An 18,712-nucleotide genomic window follows, 5' to 3' on the forward strand; every position below is an offset into this window, starting at 1 on the left:
CACCCCCCGTCCCCGTTTCCGGATACCGGCGACGACGCCGGAAAATCCCTCTAAGGACCTGATATGGCCACCACGACCGACGGCACCACGGCCGCGCCACCCCCCGCGCAGGCCGACCCGTACGCGCTGCGCGCCGAAGACGCCCGCCCGGCCCCCGAGAGCTTTCGCGGCCGGGTGCGCGAGCTCGGCCCCGGTCTCGTGCTGTCCGCCGCCGTCGTCGGCTCCGGTGAGCTGATCACCACCACGTCGCTCGGCGCCAAGGCCGGGTTCGCGCTGCTGTGGCTGGTGATCGTCTCCACCGCGGTCAAGGTGTGGGTGCAGATGGAGCTGGCCCGCTGGACCATTCTCAACGGCCGCCCCGCGCTCGACGGCTTCCGTGACGTCGGCCCCCGGATCGGCCGGCTGAGCTGGATCAACTGGCTCTGGATCGGCATGGACTTCGCCAAGATGTTCCAGCGCGGCGGCATCATCGGCGGCACCGCGGCGGCCTGCTCGATCCTGCTGCCGATCCACGGGGCGGCGCTGAGCACATCGTCCCTGACCATCTGGGCCCTGATTGTCACCGGCGTCGCCATCCTCATCCTCCAGACGGGCAAGTACCACGTCGTCGAGCGGGTCGAGGTCATCGGCATCACGCTCAAGACGGTCATCACCGTCGGCCTGGCGCTCGCCCTGCCGTTCACCGCCTTCGGGTACGGCACCGAGCAGTTCGCCGACGGGCTGAGCTTCCAGATCCCCGCGGGCACGATCGGCATCGCACTCGCCATGTTCGGCATCACCGGTGTCGGCGCCGATGAGATGACGACGTACACCTACTGGTGCATGGAGAAGGGCTACGCCCGCTGGACCGGCCCCGACGACGGCAGCGAGGAGCGCGCCCGGCGGGCCGAGGGCTGGCTCAAGGTCATGCGGCTCGACGTGGGCGTCTCCTGGATCGTGTGCACCGTCTGCACCCTGTCCTTCTACGTGATCGGGGCCTCGGTGCTCCACCCGCAGGGCCTGGTGCCCGAGGGCAACGGCATGATCACCACGCTCTCGCACATCTACACCGACACGCTCGGCCCGTGGGCCGAGTACCTGTTCCTGGGTGGCGCGATCGCGGTCCTCTTCTCGGTCACCGTCGCCTCGTCGGCCAGCGTCCCCCGTCTGTGGACCAACACCCTCGGTCTGCTCGGAGTGATCAACTGGAAGGACATGCGCGTACGCACGCGCACCATCCGCATCCTCACCTGCTGCCTGCCCCCGGTGTGGATGTGCATCTTCCTGTGGGTCCAGTCCCCGGTCCTGATGGTGCAGATCGGCGGCATCGGCGGTGGTGTCTTCCTGCTCGCGGTCGTGGTCGCGGTCTGGCGCCTGCGCTACACCGGCGTGCCGCCCCGCTTCCGCGCCAACCCCTGGCTGACCGCCGCCCTCGTGGTGAGCAGCGCGGCGATCCTGTTCCTCGGGGTGTACGGGGTGCTCGACACGCTCGAGCTCACGCCCGGCAGCTGAGTCCGGACCCGACGCACGGCCGGCCGCCGCCCCTCCAGCACTATCGTGCGGTCTTCGAGGGGCCGGTGGTCGCCGCGGCGTGGGCCGCGCCCCGGCCCTCGGCCCGGGCCACGACCCTGCCGTCGCGGACGCGCACCGCCGCTTCGGTCGCGTCGCCGGCTTCGGTGAGGCCGACCGACGAGGCGGTCAGGGCGTGGTCGTCGAGTACCAGACGCAGGCCCGGCCACGCGTCGGCGGCGAACACGCGCCGCAGACAGCCGCTGAGATCGCTGACCCTGAGCCGGACGAGCCGTCCGATCTCGGCCGGATCGCTCGTCACGACGGCCACGGTCACCTGCTCGCCGGGGCGTGCGCCGCGGACGGCCTCCTCGGCCGCGGCCAGCCGGCCGGTGCCCAGGACCGCGATCACGCCATCGGCGTCGAGGGCGACCGGGCGGCCGGTGATCTCGTCGAACACCTCGGCCGGCGGGGTCCAGTCCTCGTCGCAGGGCCGCGCCGGGTCCACGTAGGGCAGATGCGGCGGGTCCCACACATCCGCGAGGTCGATCCCCGCCAGATGCTCACACGCGCGCGCCACGTCGAAGGGGTCGCCGAACCCCGGCGCCGTCTCCGCCAGACCCGCCGAACCGTTCAACAGCGTCAGCACCAACTCCGCCAGCCTCACCCGGCGCACCCGCTTCGCGCCCCGTGGACGGTGTGATTCGAGCGCCAGCGCGAGCAGCAGCGCCTCCAGCCGGACGATCTGGGCCAGCCCGGTCCGAGCCGGTTCGTCGTCGAGCACGCCGGACAGCGAGCGCAGGCGCAGATGGCCGCCCGCCGAAGGCTCGCCGACCAGAGGCAGCCGTTCGAGCCAGACCCGGGCGAACGCCCCCAGGGCATCGGCCACCGACTCCGGCGAGGACCGCGGGAGCTCCTCAGCCGCCGACGCCTGCGCCACGTCGACCAGCACCGCGAGGTACAGCGCGCGCTTGCTCGGGAAGTTCGAGTACACCGCGCCACGGGTCAGCTCGGCTCGCTCGGCGATCCGGTCGACCTTCGCCTCGGCGTATCCGTGGTCGGCGAACTCCTCCCTCGCCGCGGCCAGCACCGTCGCGCGGGTGAGTTCCTGCTGCTGCGCCCGAGTCAGGCGGACCATCGCGGCTCCCTCCCAGTCCACGGCCACGATACTCCGAGAATTCAGATGGTTCCCGAGTCCGAGTGTTCAGAGCATCCGCTCCCCCGCCGACGGTGGCATGAGCCTCGGGCGGGGCCGCCGATCAGTCCTCGCGCGTGAACGGCGCCTGCCACAGGGCGACGACGACATCGATCAGCCCGTTCGCCGCCTCGCGCCAACTGGCGCGTGGAGTGAAGGCGTTGTCCGCGAGGGCACGCTCCCGCTCCGCGGACACCTGCGCGATCAAATGCCGCGTCATGGCCGCACGCTCGGCATGCACCTCAGCCGGCAGACCGGGCAGACAGCGGTCAAAACCCTCCTGCAACCGCCGCATCGACGACGAGCCGGCCGCGAACTCCTCCGTGGGGATGGCACGCAGCGCCGGGTTCGCCGTGACCTGGGCGATGAACCGCGCGTACCAGCTGGGAGTGCCCAAGGCCTCCAGATGCTCGGTCACGGGACGCACCGCACACGCCACCCAGTCCCGCAGATCAGTCGAGTCACCGATCTCGGCCATCATGCGCAGCCGGCCGACCTCCACCCGCTCGGCATGCCGGCGAGTGATGGCACGCACCAGGTCGACCTTGGTGCCGAAGTGGTAGCTGACCGCGGCGTTGTTTCCCTGCCCGGCGGCCTCACTGATCTGGCGGTTGGCGACCGCGTGCACCCCGCGCTCGGCGAACAGCCGCTCCGCCGCGTCCAGCAGCGCCACCCGCGTCGCACTGACCTGCTCGTCCCGCCTCGTCCTGTCGGCCATCGCCATCGTCACCTCGGGACACCGCACCACTCCACGAAGGCCCGTCCCCCAGACCGCCGCGGATCCTCGCCCGGGTCGGCGAGGCCGAACGACGAAAGCGTACGCAATGACCCGGCCGGTCAGGCGTCCGGCAGGTCCGCGGCGCGCTCCTGCTAGAACCCGGGCATTCGGGAGGGCGGTTCCGGGATGACCCGCCGCGCCATCACCGCCTCGATGAACTCTTGTGGCGGGAGGTAGCCGTGGGCGATGACGTAGTGGAGGACGAGATTGGGGGCGATCAGCCACCTGCCGTCCCGGGCCAGAACCCTGATCTCGGCGCTGCCGAGGGTGACCTCGGTACCGTCGACATCCGCCACGACGGGATAGGGCGGCTTCCCTTCGGGATGCGACAGCGTGCAGCTCTGCCAACCCCGCGTACGGTTGGTCGAGTTGTCCCGGCAGAGGACCCCGAGCGCGCGGACGAACTCCGCCGGCACCGCACCGCGGGGAAACTCGTCCTGCCTCTCCAACCACCCCACATTGACCGCCTGGACGCCGTGGGCCACCCCGATGCCGGGGGTGTACGCGTAAGGGGACCCGTCCTCGTACCGCACCGCGTGTTCCTCTCGTACTCGTAGGGGCTACTCCTGCGCTGAGCCGGTCAACCGGCGCCGGCACCCGGGCACGCGGTCCCGTCGGCCCCGGCACGGGCTCCGCCGGGCCCGGCGGTCATCCGGCGGCTCGCTTCGCCGAGGCCGTCGGCGAGCGCCCGTACCTGGTCGGGCGGCGCGCCAAGGTCCAGCACACCCACCACACCATCGCCCTCGCGCCGGCGCCGGCGAGCCTGGTCGGCTGACACACCTCGGCCTCGCCGCCGCTCCCGGCGTACCGCCGCAACCCCCCGGGTCACCCTCCCGACGTGGGCGGCCCGCCGTTCCCCGCGACATGGCGCTCGGTGTGGCGCAGGAAGGCGGCCGTCGCCGGGTGGGCGGAGCGCGCGGGCCACGCCAGGTGGACGGTGACCGGGTCGGCGTCGCGCAACGGCACGTAGCGCACGCCCGGGTGCGGATGCTGGTGCACGGTCCCCTCGGCGGTCACCCCGATCGCCGCGCCCGTCGCGATCGTCGTCAGCCACTCGTCCACGCCGGGGACGGTCACCGTACGCGGTCGGCGGCCCTCCGGCCACAGCTCCGCGCTGGTCGTCGAGGCCGTCGCGCACAGCGCCACCGTATCGTCGCCCAGGTCGGCGAGGGCCACGTCCGCGCGGTCCGCCAGCGGATGCCCCATCGGCAGGGCGGCCATGCGGCGCTCCCGGGTCAGCTCGCTGTGCACCACATGCCGGTCGTCCGGCTCCGGGCGCAGCCGCACGAACGCCAGATCCGCCTCGCCACGGCGGAGCAGTCCCACCGGGTCGTCGGCCCGGCGGATGTGCACCGGAACCTCGGGGTGCCGCTCGCGCCAGGTGCGCAGCAGCGGCACGGTGTGGCTGCCCAGCGCCGCCCAGGTGAAGGCCAGCCGCAGGGGACGCGGCCGGCGGTCCCCCACGACCTCGGCGACGGCGTCGTCGAGCTGGCCGAGAATGCGATGCGCGTGTTCCCACAGCCGCTCACCGGACTCGGTCAGGCGCACCCTGCGCGTCGTCCGCTCCACCAGCCGTACGCCGAGGCGCTGTTCGAGCTGGGCGAGGGTGCGGGAAAGGGCGGGCTGCGTGGTGTGCAGTGCGCGGGCGGCACCGGTCAGGCTGCCCTCATCGCCGATCGCCGCGAGGGCCCGCAGATGGCGCAGCTCCAGATTCATGACCGGTAAGCATAAGCAGTGCGCGGAAAGCATTTCTTCGGCGCGGGGCGCCCGCCTAGCGTGGCCGCCATGACGAATCCACAGCAGCGCATCCTCCTGATCGGCGCGAGCGGGACGCTCGGCCACGCCCTGCACCGGACCCTCAGCTCCCGCGGCCACCAGGTCCTGACCGTGGGGCGCACCTCGGGTGACCTGCGCTTCGACATCGGCGATCCGGCGCAGATCAGCGCGCTGTACGAGGCCGCCGGACCGCTGGACGCCGTGGTCAGCGCGGCCGGTTCGGTGCCGTTCAAGCCGTTGGCGGAGTTCCGCCCCGAGGACTGGCAGGCCGCCTTCACCGGCAAGGTGCTCTCCCAGATCGAGCTGGTCCGCCAGGGTCTCGACCATGTCGCCGCGCGCGGCTCCTTCACGCTGATCACCGGTGTGCTCGGGCACGAGCCGATCCCGACCGGTGCCGCCGCGTCGCTGGCCAACGGCGCCGTCGAGGCCTTCGTCCGGGCCGCCGCGATCGAGATCGCACCCCTGCGGGTGAACGCGGTCTCCCCCAACGTGTTCACCGAGTCTCTGGACACCTACGGCGACTTCTTCCCCGGCATGGGCTCCGTGCCGCTGGAGGACGTCGCCCAGGTGTATGTGCGGTCGGTGGAGGGGGCACAGACCGGGCAGATCTACCGCCTGTGACGGTTCAGCGGGCGTCGATGATCATGAGGGCGGTGTGGAGCGAGGTGCGTGACTCGGCGGACTCCAGTGACACGTCAAGGATGCGTTCGATGGTCCGCAGGCGGCTGTAGAGGGTGGGGCGGCTCAGGCCGGTCAGCCGAGCGGTGTGCGTCTTGGAGCCCGCGCAGTCGAGGTGGGTGCGCAGCAGAGCCACGAGGGTGTCGCCCGTGCGGGCGTCGTGGTCGAGGAGGCGGCCCAGTTCGGTCTCGGCGAACGCCTGGACGCGGTGGTCGTCGCGCAGGAGGGCGACGAGCCCGCGCAGACGTACGTCGGTCGAGCGGTAGAGGCGGTTGGTCTCCGGCATGGTCAGCCCGACGTCGGCCACGTGTTCCGCCTCGGTGATGCCCTGGGCCGCGGCGACGAGGCTCGGGGAGGCGGGTGCGGTGCCGGCGACCCAGCCGTCCGTGCCGCCTCGTCCGGTCAGCCGCTCGCGCAGACCGCCGCACACGGCGCCCAGCGCGCTGTCGGCGCCCTTGGGGGGACACGACATGATCGCCGAGACGGTTCCTTCCCGGCGGATGGAGACGATCGCGCTCTGACCGGCGGCGGCGACCGCCTGCCGTACGGCGCTCAGCAGCCGGCGGTCGACCTCGCCCTGGGTCAGTGCGTCGGCATCGGGCCGCCCGGGGACCCGTACGGAGAGCGGCACATAGTGGGTGCTCGGGGTGAGGCCGAGGGCGCTCGCCCGCGCCAGGGCCTCGGTGTCGTCGTTGATCCGGCCGCCCCGCAGGTCGTCCAGGAGGCCGCCGAGCGCGTGGACGACGAGCGCGTCGCGCTCCTGCTGGATCATCCGGTGCAGCTGCAGGGACTGCGCGGCGCGTTCGAGGACCATGCGTGCGCGGGACGCGTTCGGTGTCCGGGTGGGCAGGACGAGTCGGCCCCACCGTTCGGAGCCGACGCCCACCGGGACGGCCGACCAGGCCGACGCGGTGGTGTGGGTGTCCGCGGAGGCGTGGAGGCGTGATCGTTCCGCCCACTGGTCAAGCAGTCGCGCCGTCGGGGTGCCCAGCGCGCAGAAGGCCAGCACATGCCGGCTGAGATCTTCCAGGACCAGGGGGGCGCCCAGGGTCTGCGCCGCGCGCGTCACGATGTCCGTGGTGGAGGCGCGGGCGATGTTGAGCGAGGTGAAGACCTCGTGGGTGGTCCGGGCGAATTCCACCTCGTCGTACTGGTCCGCCACGATCAGCCGGTGTACCTGCTGGGTGACCTCGATGAAGCGGATGGTGGCGGACAGGACCACGACCGGGAGGCGGACGGAGTCGGCCAGGGTCCCCAGGTGGTCGGGCGCCCTCTTGAGGTGGGTGCCCAGTTCGACGACGAGCCCCGCCACGTCCTGCTCGGCCAGCATGGCCAGGTAGGCGGATGCCTGGCGGGCACCGACGGACAGGGGCAGACCGGTGGTCAGGACGAGTTCACCGCCCTCGAGCAGATCGGTGAGGTCGCTGAGATCGCTGATGTGGACCCAGCGGACCGGTCGGTCGAGGTGGTCCCGGCCGCCGATGACACGTGGCCGGCCCGCGGCCATGACGGGGAGCGCGAGGACTTCCCGGATGGTCAGCTGCATTGCCGAAGTGTAAGCAGTCGGCCGGATGGTTTTACAGTCTGTCCGCCCGGGCTCTGGCAGCCTCACAGCAAGCAGGCCGACGGCCCTTCCCAGGCGCCGGACGGCGGCGTCGTGAACGACCGAGCGAGGGCGAGGAATCAGTGGCGACCAGCGATCTGTCACGCATCGGCCATTGGGCCAACAACAAGGCCTTCCCCGGCACGAGCGGCCGCTCCGCCGCCGTGACCAACCCCGCGACCGGTGCGGTGACGCGCGAGGTGGCCCTCGCCCATGTGGAGGACTCACACGCGGTGATCGAGGCGGCCGCGGCAGCCTTCCCCGGCTGGCGCGACACCTCGCTGGCCAGGCGCACCGCGATCATGTTCCGGTTCCGTGAGCTGCTCAACGAGCGCAAGGGCGAGCTCGCCGAGATCATCACCGGTGAGCACGGCAAGGTCCTGTCCGACGCGCTGGGCGAGGTCACCCGCGGCCAGGAGGTCGTGGAGTTCGCCTGCGGCATCCCGCATCTGCTCAAGGGCGGGTTCAGCGAGAACGCCTCGACCGGGGTGGACGTGACCTCGATCCGGCAGCCGCTCGGGGTCGTCGGCATCATCTCGCCGTTCAACTTCCCCGCCATGGTGCCGATGTGGTTCTTCCCCGTGGCCATCGCGGCCGGCAACACCGTGGTGCTCAAGCCGAGCGAGAAGGACCCCTCGGCCGCCCTGTGGCTGGCCGAGCTGTGGGCCGAGGCCGGACTGCCGCCCGGCGTGTTCAACGTACTGCAGGGTGACAAGGTCGCGGTCGACGAACTGCTGTCCCACCGGGCCGTCAAGGCCATCAGCTTCGTGGGCTCCACGCCGGTCGCCCGGTATGTGTACGCCGCGGGAACCGCCGCGGGGAAGCGGGTCCAGGCTCTGGGCGGGGCGAAGAACCACGCCGTCGTGCTGCCCGACGCCGACCTGGACCTCGCCGCCGACGCCATGGTCAACGCCGGATTCGGGTCGGCCGGGGAGCGCTGCATGGCGATCTCCGCGGTCGTGGCGGTCGGCGGTGTCGCCGACGAGCTGGTCGCGAAGATCGCCGAGCGCGCCCGGCGCGTCAAGACCGGCGACGGCACCCGGGACTGTGACATGGGGCCGCTGGTGACGGCCGCGCACCGCGACCGGGTCGCCTCCTACGTCGACCGGGCCGAGCAGGAGGGCGCGGCCATCGTCGTGGACGGACGGCAGGTCGTGGCCGACGGCGGCCGGGACGGTTTCTGGCTCGGCCCCACCGTGGTCGATCGCGTCACCCCCACCATGAGCTGCTACACCGACGAGATCTTCGGCCCTGTCCTGTCCATCCTGCGGGTCGACTCCTACGACGAGGCCCTGGAGCTGATCAACGCCAACCCGTACGGCAACGGCACGGCGATCTTCACCAATGACGGCGGGGCCGCGCGCCGCTTCCACAACGAGGTCGAGGTCGGCATGGTCGGCATCAACGTGCCGATTCCCGTGCCGATGGCCTACTACAGCTTCGGCGGCTGGAAGAGCTCCCTGTTCGGGGACACCCATGCGCACGGCACCGAGGGCGTGCACTTCTTCACCCGCGGCAAGGTCGTCACCACCCGCTGGCGGGGCCCCCGCCACGGCGGCCTCAACCTCGGCTTCCCGCAGACCGCCTGAAGGAGACGCCCGCCATGACTCTCGTCCACCACGAGCTCAATCCCCAGGCCGTCGCCCGGACGTACGAGCTCGACCGCCGCCATGTCTTCCACTCCTGGTCCGCCCAGGCCGAACTCGACCCCATGGTCATCACCCGCGCCGAGGGTTCGTACATCTGGGACGGCGAAGGCAACCGGCTGCTCGACTTCTCCTCCCAGCTGGTGAACACCAACATCGGCCACCAGCACCCCTATGTCGTGGAGGCGATCGCCCACCAGGCCCGCACCCTGGCCACCGTCGCCCCGCAGCACGCCAACGACCAGCGCTCCGAGGCGGCCCGCCTGATCTGCGAACGCGCCCCCGGCGATCTGAACCGGGTGTTCTTCACCAATGGCGGTGCCGACGCCAACGAACACGCCGTGCGCATGGCCCGTCTGACCACCGGCCGGCCCAAGGTACTGAGCCGCTACCGCTCGTACCACGGCGGCACGCAGACCGCGATCAACCTGACCGGGGACCCGCGCCGCTGGCCCAACGACGAGGGGACCTCCGGGGTGGTCCACTTCTTCGGCCCCTACCTGTACCGCAGCCACTTCGACGCGACGACCGAAGAGGAGGAGTGCCGGCGGGCCCTCGCACACCTCGAGCAGGTCATCGAACTCGAAGGGCCGCAGACCATCGCCGCGATCCTGCTGGAGGCCATCCCCGGGACGGCCGGCATCATGCCGCCCCCGCCGGGCTATCTCGCGGGCGTGAGGTCGCTGTGCGACCGGTACGGCATCGTGTTCATCGTCGACGAGGTGATGACCGGCTTCGGCCGCACCGGCGCGTGGTTCGTCTGCGACGACGAAGGCGTGGTCCCCGACCTGCTGACCTTCGCCAAGGGCGTCAACTCCGGGTACGTCCCGCTGGGCGGTGTCGTCATCGCGGACCGGATCGCCGAACACTTCGCGCACCGCCCCTACCCCGGCGGGCTCACCTACTCCGGGCACCCCCTGGCGTGTGCGGCGGCCGTGGCCGCGATCACCGTCATGGAGCGCGACGGCATCATCGACAACGCCCGCCGCATCGGCACCGACGTGATCGGCCCCGAACTGCTCCGGCTCGCCGAACGCCACCCCAGCGTCGGCGAGGTCCGCGGGCGCGGCGTGTTCTGGGCGATCGAGCTCGTCAGCGACCGGCACACCCGCCGGCCCGTCGCGCCGACCGGGGGCGGCAGCCCGGTGATGGCCGAGGCCGTGCGCACCGCGAAGAAGCTCGGGCTGCTGCCGTTCACCAACTCGGGCCGCATCCACCTCGTACCGCCGTGCACCGTCACCGAATCCGAGGCCCGCGAGGGGTTGCACATCATCGACCAGGTCCTGAGCCGGGTCGACACGCTGGTCGACGAGGCGGGGCCGGGCGAATCCCCGTAGCGCGACCGGCGTCCTCCCGCCACCGCCGAACGGCCAGGTGAGCCCACTCCAGGCCCTGGCCGTTCCGGCGGCCTCCTCGCCGGGGGCCACGGGTTCACCAGGCGTACGCCTCGGGCGCGGGCTTGGCCCCGTTGGGCGCGGGCGGCGGGAAGATCCGGTCCAGCTCGGCCAGGGTGCCGTCGTCGAGCGTGATCTCCAGTGCGCGCAGCGTGCCGTCGAGCTGTTGGACCGTCCGGGGTCCGACGATCGGCCCGGTCACCCCGTCCTGCGCGAGCAGCCACGCCAGTCCGACGTGCGCCGGGTCCTCGCCGATCTCGGCGCACAACTTCTCATAGGCCTCGACCGCCTCCCGCTGCTCGGCGAGCGCGGCGGCCCACAGCCCCGAGCCGCTGCGTTCGGCAAGCCCCTCACGCTGCTTGCGCAGAACACCGCTGAGTACGCCGCCGTGCAGCGGCGACCACGGGATCACGCCCAGCCCGTAGTGGCGCGCGGCGGGCAACACCTCCAGCTCGGCCCAGCGCGCCATGAGGTTGTAGATCGACTGCTCGCTGACCAGCCCGAGGAAGTGCCGCGACCGGGCGGCCTCCTGCGCCAGGGCGATATGCCAGCCGGCGAAGTTGGACGAGCCGAAGTAGAGCACCTTTCCCTGCTGGCGAAGGACGCTGAACGCCTCCCAGATCTCTTCCCACGGCGTGTCCCGGTCGATGTGGTGCATCTGGTACAGGTCGATGTAGTCGGTCCGCAGCCGCTTCAGCGACGCGTCGACGGCGCGCCGGATGTGCAGCGCGGACAGCCCTCTGTCGTTGGGCCACTCCCCCATCGGAAGGTAGACCTTGGTGGCGAGGACGGTCTTCTCGCGCCGGTCGCCGCCCTGGGCGAACCACCGGCCCAGGATCTGCTCGGTGAGGCCTTCGCCCTGCTGGGCGCCGTACGAGTTGGCCGTGTCGAAGAAGTTGATGCCGCGCTCATGCGCACGGTCCATGATCGCGCGACTGTCCTCTTCGGACGTGCGCGACCCGAAGTTCATGGTGCCGAGGACGAGCCGGGACACCGAGAGTCCGCTGCGGCCGAGGCGGGTGTACTCCACGTGCTCCAACCTTTCAGGAGGTGGTGCTCGTCGCGTCATAGTCGCGTCAAGCAGGATGCAATGAAGGTACGACTTGCAACACTAGTGACGCAAGTCTGAAGTGAACCGTGACGCTGCCGTATGCTTTCCCCATGAAGACGCAGAGGCAGTCGACCCCCGCCGGCAGCCGTCCGCTGCGCGCGGACGCCGAGCGGACGATGACGGCGATCCTGGAAGCGGCCGAACGCGCCCTCAGCCGCGACCCCTCGGCCACGATGGAACAGATCGCCGAAGCCGCCGGCGTCGCCCGCACCACCGTGCACCGGCGCTTCGCCACCCGCGAAGCGCTCATCGACGCCCTGGCGGGGTGGGCCACCCAGCGGTTCGCCGCAGCGGTGGACGCCGCCCACCCCGACACGGCTCCGCCGCTGGTCGCCCTCTACCAGACGACCGCGAACGTCCTGGGCGTCAAGGTCGGTTGGGGATTCGCGATGAGCCAGGCGTCATCGGTCAACCCGGAGGTCGCGCGCATCCACAGCGATGTACGGGACACATGTGAACGGCTGTTCCGCCGGGCCCAGGAGGCGGGCGTCCTGCGCGCCGACATCGACATCCCGTGGACCCGGCGCGTCTACTACGCCCTCATCCACGAGGCCGCACAGAGCAGGAACGAGAGCGAGAAGGACACCGAAACCCTCGCGACGCTCGTCGTGGACACCCTCCTCCGCGGCGCGGGCACCCCGCACCCCGACCGCCTGTGACACCCCTGATCACAGGGACACGGAAGCGTAGTAGTCGACCGGTCGTAAACTGGCTTCATGGGACGGACCAGTGATGCTCGCGAGAGAATTCTGAGCGCCGCTCGGTCGCTCATCGAGACCCATGGCTACTCAGCCCTTGGGGTGGCCGAGATATGCAGGACGGCCGGTGTGCCCAAGGGGAGCTTCTACTACTTCTTCGCTTCGAAGGAGTCCCTCGCGCTGGCCGTCATCGATGAGCACTGGACCGGGCAGAAACGCACCTGGGAAACGGCTCTCAGCGGTGGGGCTCAACCGCTGCTGCGTCTGCGTCGGCTGTTCGAGGAGACGGAGGTCGGCCTCCGCGCCGCCCAGCGGAGTTGCGGCACCGTCTCGGGGTGTCTGTTCGGGAACCTCACCCTGGAGATGAGCAACCAGACCGAGGCCATCCGCGCTCGGCTGCAGGAGATCTTCGACGAGCAGGTCGAGATGGTCGACTCGGTCATCACCGAGGCTCTTGAACGGCGGGAAGTCGAGGTGGCCGAGACCCGGGAAGCCGCGCGGGCGGTGGTCGCCCAGCTCGAGGGGCAGGTGCTGTTCGCCAAGCTCTACAACAGCACCCACCAGCTCGGTCCCTTGTGGACGAACTGCCTTGCCCTGCTCGGCGCTCGTGCGCCGCGGGAGGCCGTGGCCGGTGTCTGACGCCCGCCCGCCGCGGGACACGCGGTGGGCGGGACAAGGGGCGCATGCGGGTGGCCGCGCCGGGATCCGGCCCTACCGGGACCCGGCTCCTCGGACACCACCCCTGTCCGGGTCCGCGACATCCTCCCCGGATGTCGACTGTGGTGCGGCGGCGCCGTGTCGCACCACCACCGCGCGGTCCGGGAAGCCGATGCGCAGCCGGACAGGGCGATACCGGCACCTACTCCGCCGAAGGCCCAGCCCGGCAGGTGGGCGGGGTGCTCGCGCAGATGGCTGTGGAGGGAGCTGACGGCGATGACGAAGATCAGGGCGCTGGCGACACCGGCCAGCAGCCGCAGCACGATCCACACCGCCGTACTGTGGGTGGCGGGCATGGCGGCCAGGCTGCCGGTCAGCGCGATCAGGGAAGCGCGCAGGAGGACGGGCGAGCGGACGAGCGCGGGCGCCAGGATGCCGGTGAGCGCGCCGACGAGGTAGCCGATGTAGTTGGCGGTGGCCAGGTCGGCGCCCGAGCCCGCGGTCGCCTGCCCTCGGAAGCCACGCCACGACCGGCTTTCTCTCTCCTGGGAGGCTCGGCCTCTCACCGACGTACGATGGCGGGCGTGGAGCTGCGCCAACTTCGCTATTTCGTCGCCGTGGCCGAGGAGCTGAACTTCGGCCGGGCCGCCGAGCGGCTCCTGATCGCAGGACCGTCCCTGTCCCAGCAGATCAAGGCGCTCGAACGTGACCTGGGGGTGCGGCTGTTCGACCGGGACCGCCGTTCGGTGTCCCTCACTCCGGCCGGCTCGGCCCTGCTCCCGCACACCCGCGCTCTGCTGGATCGCGCCGACGACCTGCACCAACGTGCGCGTCGGCTGTCGGGCTCCGAACCGGTCCGGCTCGGCTACGTCAACTGGCTGCCCCCGGACCTGACCGACCGCACGTCCGCCGTGGCCCACGTCCACATCGACGCGTGGATCGCCCCCTCGCACAGCCAGGCCGCCCGGGTCGCCGACGGGAGCCTGGACCTCGCCGTGTGCTGGGTACGCACCGCGGACCTGGAACAGCTCGACCTGCGCGCCCGGCTCCTCGGCGCTGACCGGCTCCATGCCGTCGCCACCGGCAAAGACACCGGCGAGGTGACCGCGCGGGACACCGTCGTCCTCCTGGACGACGACATCACCTCCTGGTCGTCCTGGAACACCTACGCCGAACACCTGGCCAAGGACACCGGGGCCCACGCGACGCACATCTCCGACGGCGGCATCACCGGCCCCGCCTTCTTCGACCACGTCCGCCGCAGCGGCCGCCCGGTCATCAACTCGCCCAAGGGCCAGACCGTCCCGCTCCCGCCCGACCTCGTCCGACGCCCCGTCATCGCGCCGCAGATCCACTGGACCTGGTCCCTGGTGTGGCGCCGCAGCGAAGTCCGTCCCGCGGTCCTCGCCGTCGTCGACGCCCTCTGCGACGGCGTCGGCGACGCGGGAATCCACGGCCCGGACGTCTGGCTGCCCGACGGCGACCCGTATCGGTCCTAGGAAACTCCGCCGCTCCCCCGCCCCGCACGCGACCGCACCACACCGTTCGGGGCCCCACCGTCGCATCGACGTGCGCTGAGAGTCCGGGCCTACCAGATACGAGGAAGCGCGTCCCGCGCCAAGCCCTCCTGACCTTTGACTTCCCCCGTCCAGCCGCCTACGTTCTCGATTAGTCGACCGGTCGGCTAGTTCGTTCGCAACATCCCCACCCCATTTCGGAGAAGGTCATCATGAGCACTCAGAAGGTCGCCGTCATCACTGGCGGCTCGCAGGGCATCGGCGCCGGTCTCGTCGACGCCTACCGCACGCACGGCTACGCCGTCGTCGCCACCTCCCGCACCATCGCCCCCTCCGACGACGCGGCCGTCCTGACCGTCCCGGGCGACATCTCCGACCCCGCCACCGCCGAACGTGTCATCGCCGCCGCCATGGAGCGGTTCGGCCGCGTCGATACTCTGGTCAACAACGCCGGAATCTTCGTCGCCAAGCCCTTCACCGAGTACACCCAGGACGACTACGCCACCGTGATCGGTGTGAACCTCGCCGGCTCCTTCCGCATCACCCAGCTGGCCATCGAGCGGATGCTCGCGCAGGGCGGCGGTCACGTCGTCAACATCACCACGAGCCTGGTCGACAACGCCGACTCCCGAGTCCCCTCCGTACTGGCCTCGCTGACCAAGGGCGGCCTGCAGTCCGCCACCAAGTCCCTTGCCATCGAGTACGCCACCCGCGGCATCCGCGTCAACGCCGTCTCACCCGGCACCATCAAGACGCCCATGCACCCCGAGGAGACCCACGAGGCCCTCGCCGCCCTGCACCCGGTGGGCCGGATGGGCGAGCAGAGCGACATCGTGGACGCGGTGATCTATCTGGAGAACGCCCCGTTCGTCACCGGCGAGATCCTCCACGTCGACGGTGGCATGAGCGCGGGTCACTGAAGGAGAACCATGATGCCCGGCATGACGGACACCGAAGCGGTCCTGCGGGACGTCCTCGACCGGTGGAAGGCAGGCGTGGACGGCCACGAGCCGGATCGGGTCGCATCCCTCTTCACCGAGGACGCGATCTTCCAGGGGTTGCGTCCCTACAGCGTGGGAAGGCAGGGCGTCGCCGACTACTACGGATCCCAGCCTGCCGGCCTGTCGGCCGCGTACCGCGTCCTGGAAAGCCGGCGCCTGTGCGAGGACATGGTGCTCGGATACCTGAGCGTCGACTTCTCGTTCACGGACCGGCCCGCGATCAGCGTCAACCTCCTCGTCCTGCTGAAGCGCTCGGAGGCCGGCTGGCTCATCAGCCATTACCAGGTCTCCCGCCTCGACGGGCACTGAGGGCGAGCGCCGCGGTCACGCTGTCTCTCATGGCCGCGTGCCGTTACCGAACCCCGTCCACCGCAGTTCGGTCGGCAGGTGGCCCATGTCGTTGTAGAGCAGCACCGTCGGCGCCAGGCCGTCGCGGTACTCGATCATGGGTGACCAGGACCTCATGGGTCTCGGATTCGGCGGGGCACGCGAATCTGGCGGTGAGGGCATGGGCGAGGCGTGCTCCCGCCGCGGCCTCCTCGGCGTCGTATCCGTCAAAGAACGCCCCCCACGCCGGGGGCGCCTCGGATCGGAAGTGCGGCCAGGCGCCGCCCGAGCAGTTCCGACTGCCGGTGTCCGACGTCGGTCAGCTCGCCGAACGGGTCCGCCGCTCCGTGCCGTACCAGGTAGACGTGGCGCGTGGGCATCGCTGATCTCCTCTCGGAACTGCCATGTCATCAGGTGCCCGAGGACCGCAGTGCGGCATGGGCCGCTTCGAGCCGTTGGGATTCCTCGCGCTCGGAGCGGTCCCCCGAGGTGTCGTCGGCCCATGCGAGCAGTCGGTGAAGGTGCTCGTCGGCCGCGTTCGCGACGACGCGGGGGCTGCCGAGGGCCACCTCGCCACTGGTGCCGTCGATGGTGACGAGGGTGCCGTCGGCGATGGTGCGCCCGCCCGCCGTCACGGTGCCGTTGCCGATGTCGACGGTCAGGCCGGCGACACCCACGACCGCGGGCTTCCCCATGGCTCGCGCGACGACCGCGGCGTGGCTGGCCGGCCCGCCGCGAGCGGTGACGATCCCCATGGCGGCGGCGAGGCCGTGCATGTCATGGGGTGAGGTCTCCGGGCGCACCAGGACGACCGGGGCCGCTTCGGCCATGCGTACCGCTCGCTCCGCCGTGGTCGCCACCCGGCCGACCGCGACACCGGGGCAGGCGCCGAGGCCCCGGGCGAAGACGTCGGCCTCCTCGGATGACGCGATGCGTGGCGTACGGACCTGCCGGAGGTGGCCCGGCGAAACCCTGAGCAGCGCTTCGTGCCGTTCGATGACCTGCTCGTCGACGAGTTCGGTGGCCACGCGCACCGCGGCACCTCCGGCGAACCGGCCGGGCCGGACCTGCAGGATCCACAGCTCGCCGGCCTGGTACGTGAACTCGACGTAGCAGGCGTCGCGGTAGTGTCCCTCGATCCGGCTCAGGGCGTCGAGCAGTTCCGCCCACACCGCCGGTTCCCGCTCGGCGAGTTCGCGCAGCGGCCGGGTCATCGACCGGCCGGAGACGACGTCTTCTCCTTGGTGTCCGAACAGGACCTCACCGAAGGGGGTGTTCTCACCGGTGTTGGGGTCGCGGCTGAAGGCGACACCGGTGCCGCTGTGCTCGTCGCGGTTCCCGAACACCATGGCCTGGACGATCACGGCCGTTCCCAGGTCGTGCGGGATGTCGTGCAACGCGCGGTAGGTGCGTGCGCGCGGTGCGTCCCAGGAGGAGAACACGGCCTCGACCGCCCACGCCAGCTGGCCGGTCGCGTCGTCGGGGATCGGCTGTCCGCACCGCCTGCGTACGAACTCCTCGACCGTCTCCATCGCATCGGTGAGGCGCGCCTCCTCGTCCTTGGTCCCCCGTCCGGGATCTCCTGCGCGGACGGCCCCGACGTCGCCCGGGTCCGCGTGTGTGACCGCGGAGGCGAAGCTCGCCAGGAAACGCAGCCGCGAGTTCCGTGCGAACCGCCGGTCGCCCGTCTCGACGGCAAGGCCCGCGGCGGCTTCGTTCGTCAGGCCGAGGTTGAGGATCGTGCTCATCATGCCGGGCATCGACACACCGGCCCCGGAGCGCACGGAGACCGCAAGCGGCCTCCCCGGCCCGCCGAAGGCGCGCCCGGTGGAGCGTTCGAGGTCGGCGACGGCCGTCGCGAGCTCGTCGTCGAGGCCGCCGGGCAGGCGTCCTTCCCGCAGGAAGGCCCGGCAGGCCTCCGCGGTGACGACGAACCCGGGCGGCACCGGCAACCCGAGGCGGTGCAGGAGGACCAGGCCGAGCGCCTTGCCGCCCAGCGTTTCCGCCGCCTCCTCGACCTGGGCGCAGAGCGTGCGGATCCATCTCATCGCCGCAGCCCGAGGGTGGCGAGCAGGTCTTCGTGCAGCTCCGCCCAGATGGTGTGGTACGAGGCGGTGCTGTCCGTCACGTACTCCAGCGAGCCGGAGGCGGCACGCTCCAGGGCCCCGGCGAGGCGGTCGCGGTAGCGGCCGAACCGTGGCAGTGCCGCGGACAGCTCGGCGCAGACGGGGGCGGCGCGTCGGTCGAGGTCGGCGAATCGGTCGAGGACCCGGGAGTCGTAGGCAGGGTCGCTGTGGTCGTTGGCGTTCATGTTGCCGTCGACGGTTCGCAGTTGCCATGCCGTGCAGAGGTCGAGCAGTTCCGGGTTGAGAACGAGAAACCGGTCGAACGCCGCCTCAACGGCCGCGCGGGCGTCGGCCGAGGTGAGTTCGCCGGTGATGCGCTCGGCGTCCGCGGTGCGGCCGGCGTCCGTGAGCAGCCAGAAGGGCATGTCCCCGGACATCGTCCGCGTGACGAGGCCCTCGGCCCCGAGATCGATGAGCTCGGACTCGACGTCGGACTCGTCGAGCCCCGTGACCCCGTGGAGGCGGGCGAGGCTGGCGGCGCCGGCACAGCGCAGGGCGTGCAGCACCACCAGGCTGGTGTCCGGTGCGTGGGTTTCGGACCAGGTCATGTCGTGTCCCCCCGTGTGCGGTTCGGATCGTGGGAGCGGGCATTCCGGGCGGCGTGCTCAACGATTTCCCGATGCTTGCGTTTTCCCGATGACGTCATCATCTGGATGTTGTTTGTATCATGCCATGAGAGCGCAAGGGGCCACGATGGGGATGCAGTCGTCACTTCTC

The 18,712-nt window shown here is 71.1% G+C and carries 19 protein-coding genes and 1 pseudogene; 9 read left to right on the forward strand and 11 right to left on the reverse strand.

Annotated elements, in window-relative coordinates:
• Nucleotides 1-63: 63 nt before the first annotated feature.
• Nucleotides 64-1,491, forward strand: a complete 1,428-nt coding sequence (locus ACFZDL_RS04015) for an Nramp family divalent metal transporter (RefSeq protein WP_353591246.1) — start codon at nt 64-66, stop codon at nt 1,489-1,491.
• A 40-nt stretch (nt 1,492-1,531) separates the two neighbouring features.
• Here ACFZDL_RS04015 and ACFZDL_RS04020 read toward each other — a convergent pair whose 3' ends face one another.
• From ACFZDL_RS04020 to ACFZDL_RS04040, 5 genes are all read right to left on the reverse strand, one after another.
• Nucleotides 1,532-2,626 carry a helix-turn-helix domain-containing protein gene (locus ACFZDL_RS04020; RefSeq protein WP_353591247.1) on the reverse strand — a complete coding sequence of 365 codons (1,095 nt, stop codon included), beginning with the start codon at nt 2,624-2,626 and terminating at the stop codon, nt 1,532-1,534.
• Nucleotides 2,627-2,747: 121 nt separating this feature from the next.
• Complete coding sequence (locus tag ACFZDL_RS04025) at nt 2,748-3,401, reverse strand: helix-turn-helix domain-containing protein (RefSeq protein WP_353591248.1); 654 nt, start codon at nt 3,399-3,401, stop codon at nt 2,748-2,750.
• Between the two features lie 152 nt (nt 3,402-3,553).
• Nucleotides 3,554-3,994, reverse strand: a complete 441-nt coding sequence (locus ACFZDL_RS04030) for a hypothetical protein (RefSeq protein ID WP_353591249.1) — start codon at nt 3,992-3,994, stop codon at nt 3,554-3,556.
• Between the two features lie 47 nt (nt 3,995-4,041).
• Nucleotides 4,042-4,185 carry a hypothetical protein gene (locus ACFZDL_RS04035; RefSeq protein WP_353591250.1) on the reverse strand — a complete coding sequence of 48 codons (144 nt, stop codon included), beginning with the start codon at nt 4,183-4,185 and terminating at the stop codon, nt 4,042-4,044.
• Between the two features lie 101 nt (nt 4,186-4,286).
• Nucleotides 4,287-5,177 carry a LysR family transcriptional regulator gene (locus ACFZDL_RS04040; RefSeq protein WP_353591251.1) on the reverse strand — a complete coding sequence of 297 codons (891 nt, stop codon included), beginning with the start codon at nt 5,175-5,177 and terminating at the stop codon, nt 4,287-4,289.
• A 69-nt stretch (nt 5,178-5,246) separates the two neighbouring features.
• Here ACFZDL_RS04040 and ACFZDL_RS04045 point away from each other — a divergent pair, with 69 nt between their 5' ends.
• Complete coding sequence (locus ACFZDL_RS04045) at nt 5,247-5,858, forward strand: short chain dehydrogenase (protein WP_353591252.1); 612 nt, start codon at nt 5,247-5,249, stop codon at nt 5,856-5,858.
• A 4-nt stretch (nt 5,859-5,862) separates the two neighbouring features.
• Here ACFZDL_RS04045 and ACFZDL_RS04050 read toward each other — a convergent pair whose 3' ends face one another.
• Nucleotides 5,863-7,461 (reverse strand): PucR family transcriptional regulator ligand-binding domain-containing protein, encoded by a 1,599-nt coding sequence (locus ACFZDL_RS04050; protein ID WP_353591253.1) that lies wholly within the window; start codon nt 7,459-7,461, stop codon nt 5,863-5,865.
• A gap of 140 nt (nt 7,462-7,601) precedes the next feature.
• Between ACFZDL_RS04050 and ACFZDL_RS04055 the strand changes: the two genes are divergently transcribed.
• Nucleotides 7,602-9,107: a CoA-acylating methylmalonate-semialdehyde dehydrogenase gene (locus ACFZDL_RS04055; RefSeq protein WP_353591254.1), complete on the forward strand. Its 1,506-nt coding sequence runs from the start codon at nt 7,602-7,604 to the stop codon at nt 9,105-9,107.
• Nucleotides 9,108-9,121: 14 nt separating this feature from the next.
• Nucleotides 9,122-10,501, forward strand: coding sequence for an aspartate aminotransferase family protein (locus ACFZDL_RS04060; protein ID WP_353591255.1), 1,380 nt, complete (start codon nt 9,122-9,124; stop codon nt 10,499-10,501).
• 94 nt (nt 10,502-10,595) lie between these two features.
• Here the strand turns inward: ACFZDL_RS04060 and ACFZDL_RS04065 are convergent, their stop codons facing one another.
• Complete coding sequence (locus tag ACFZDL_RS04065) at nt 10,596-11,588, reverse strand: aldo/keto reductase (RefSeq protein ID WP_353591256.1); 993 nt, start codon at nt 11,586-11,588, stop codon at nt 10,596-10,598.
• 131 nt (nt 11,589-11,719) lie between these two features.
• On the opposite strand from ACFZDL_RS04065, the gene ACFZDL_RS04070 reads away from it, so the two are divergent.
• A complete protein-coding gene (locus ACFZDL_RS04070) occupies nt 11,720-12,328 on the forward strand; it encodes a TetR/AcrR family transcriptional regulator (protein ID WP_353591257.1) in 609 nt (202 codons plus the stop codon).
• A gap of 57 nt (nt 12,329-12,385) precedes the next feature.
• On the forward strand, nt 12,386-13,006 hold the full coding sequence (locus tag ACFZDL_RS04075; RefSeq protein WP_353591258.1) for a TetR/AcrR family transcriptional regulator: 621 nt from the start codon (nt 12,386-12,388) through the stop codon (nt 13,004-13,006).
• 152 nt (nt 13,007-13,158) lie between these two features.
• Here ACFZDL_RS04075 and ACFZDL_RS04080 read toward each other — a convergent pair.
• A pseudogene (locus ACFZDL_RS04080) lies at nt 13,159-13,527 on the reverse strand (YbfB/YjiJ family MFS transporter); the annotation flags it as partial.
• A gap of 72 nt (nt 13,528-13,599) precedes the next feature.
• On the opposite strand from ACFZDL_RS04080, the gene ACFZDL_RS04085 reads away from it, so the two are divergent.
• The 3 genes from ACFZDL_RS04085 (at nt 13,600) to ACFZDL_RS04095 (ending at nt 15,851) form a co-directional block, all read left to right on the forward strand.
• The gene (locus ACFZDL_RS04085) at nt 13,600-14,523 is read left to right on the forward strand and encodes a LysR family transcriptional regulator (protein WP_353591259.1); all 924 of its coding nucleotides are present in this window, start codon (nt 13,600-13,602) and stop codon (nt 14,521-14,523) included.
• Nucleotides 14,524-14,753: 230 nt separating this feature from the next.
• Nucleotides 14,754-15,461 carry an SDR family oxidoreductase gene (locus tag ACFZDL_RS04090; protein WP_353591260.1) on the forward strand — a complete coding sequence of 236 codons (708 nt, stop codon included), beginning with the start codon at nt 14,754-14,756 and terminating at the stop codon, nt 15,459-15,461.
• Between the two features lie 12 nt (nt 15,462-15,473).
• Entirely contained in the window at nt 15,474-15,851 is a 378-nt protein-coding gene (locus ACFZDL_RS04095) for a nuclear transport factor 2 family protein (protein WP_353591261.1), read from the forward strand.
• 245 nt (nt 15,852-16,096) lie between these two features.
• On the opposite strand, the gene ACFZDL_RS04100 is transcribed toward ACFZDL_RS04095, so the two are convergent.
• The 3 genes from ACFZDL_RS04100 to ACFZDL_RS04110 are packed head-to-tail and all read right to left on the reverse strand — an operon-like array spanning nt 16,097 to nt 18,543.
• On the reverse strand, nt 16,097-16,249 hold the full coding sequence (locus ACFZDL_RS04100; protein WP_353591262.1) for a hypothetical protein: 153 nt from the start codon (nt 16,247-16,249) through the stop codon (nt 16,097-16,099).
• Between the two features lie 30 nt (nt 16,250-16,279).
• On the reverse strand, nt 16,280-17,917 hold the full coding sequence (locus ACFZDL_RS04105) for a pyruvate, phosphate dikinase (protein ID WP_353591263.1): 1,638 nt from the start codon (nt 17,915-17,917) through the stop codon (nt 16,280-16,282).
• Nucleotides 17,914-18,543 (reverse strand): transcriptional regulator, encoded by a 630-nt coding sequence (locus ACFZDL_RS04110; RefSeq protein WP_353591264.1) that lies wholly within the window; start codon nt 18,541-18,543, stop codon nt 17,914-17,916. The genes ACFZDL_RS04105 and ACFZDL_RS04110 overlap by 4 nt, the downstream gene beginning before the upstream one ends.
• Nucleotides 18,544-18,712: the final 169 nt, after the last annotated feature.

The sequence above is a fragment of the Streptomyces sp. NPDC007917 genome (genome assembly GCF_042959105.1).
Classification (GTDB): Bacteria; Actinomycetota; Actinomycetes; order Streptomycetales; family Streptomycetaceae; genus Streptomyces.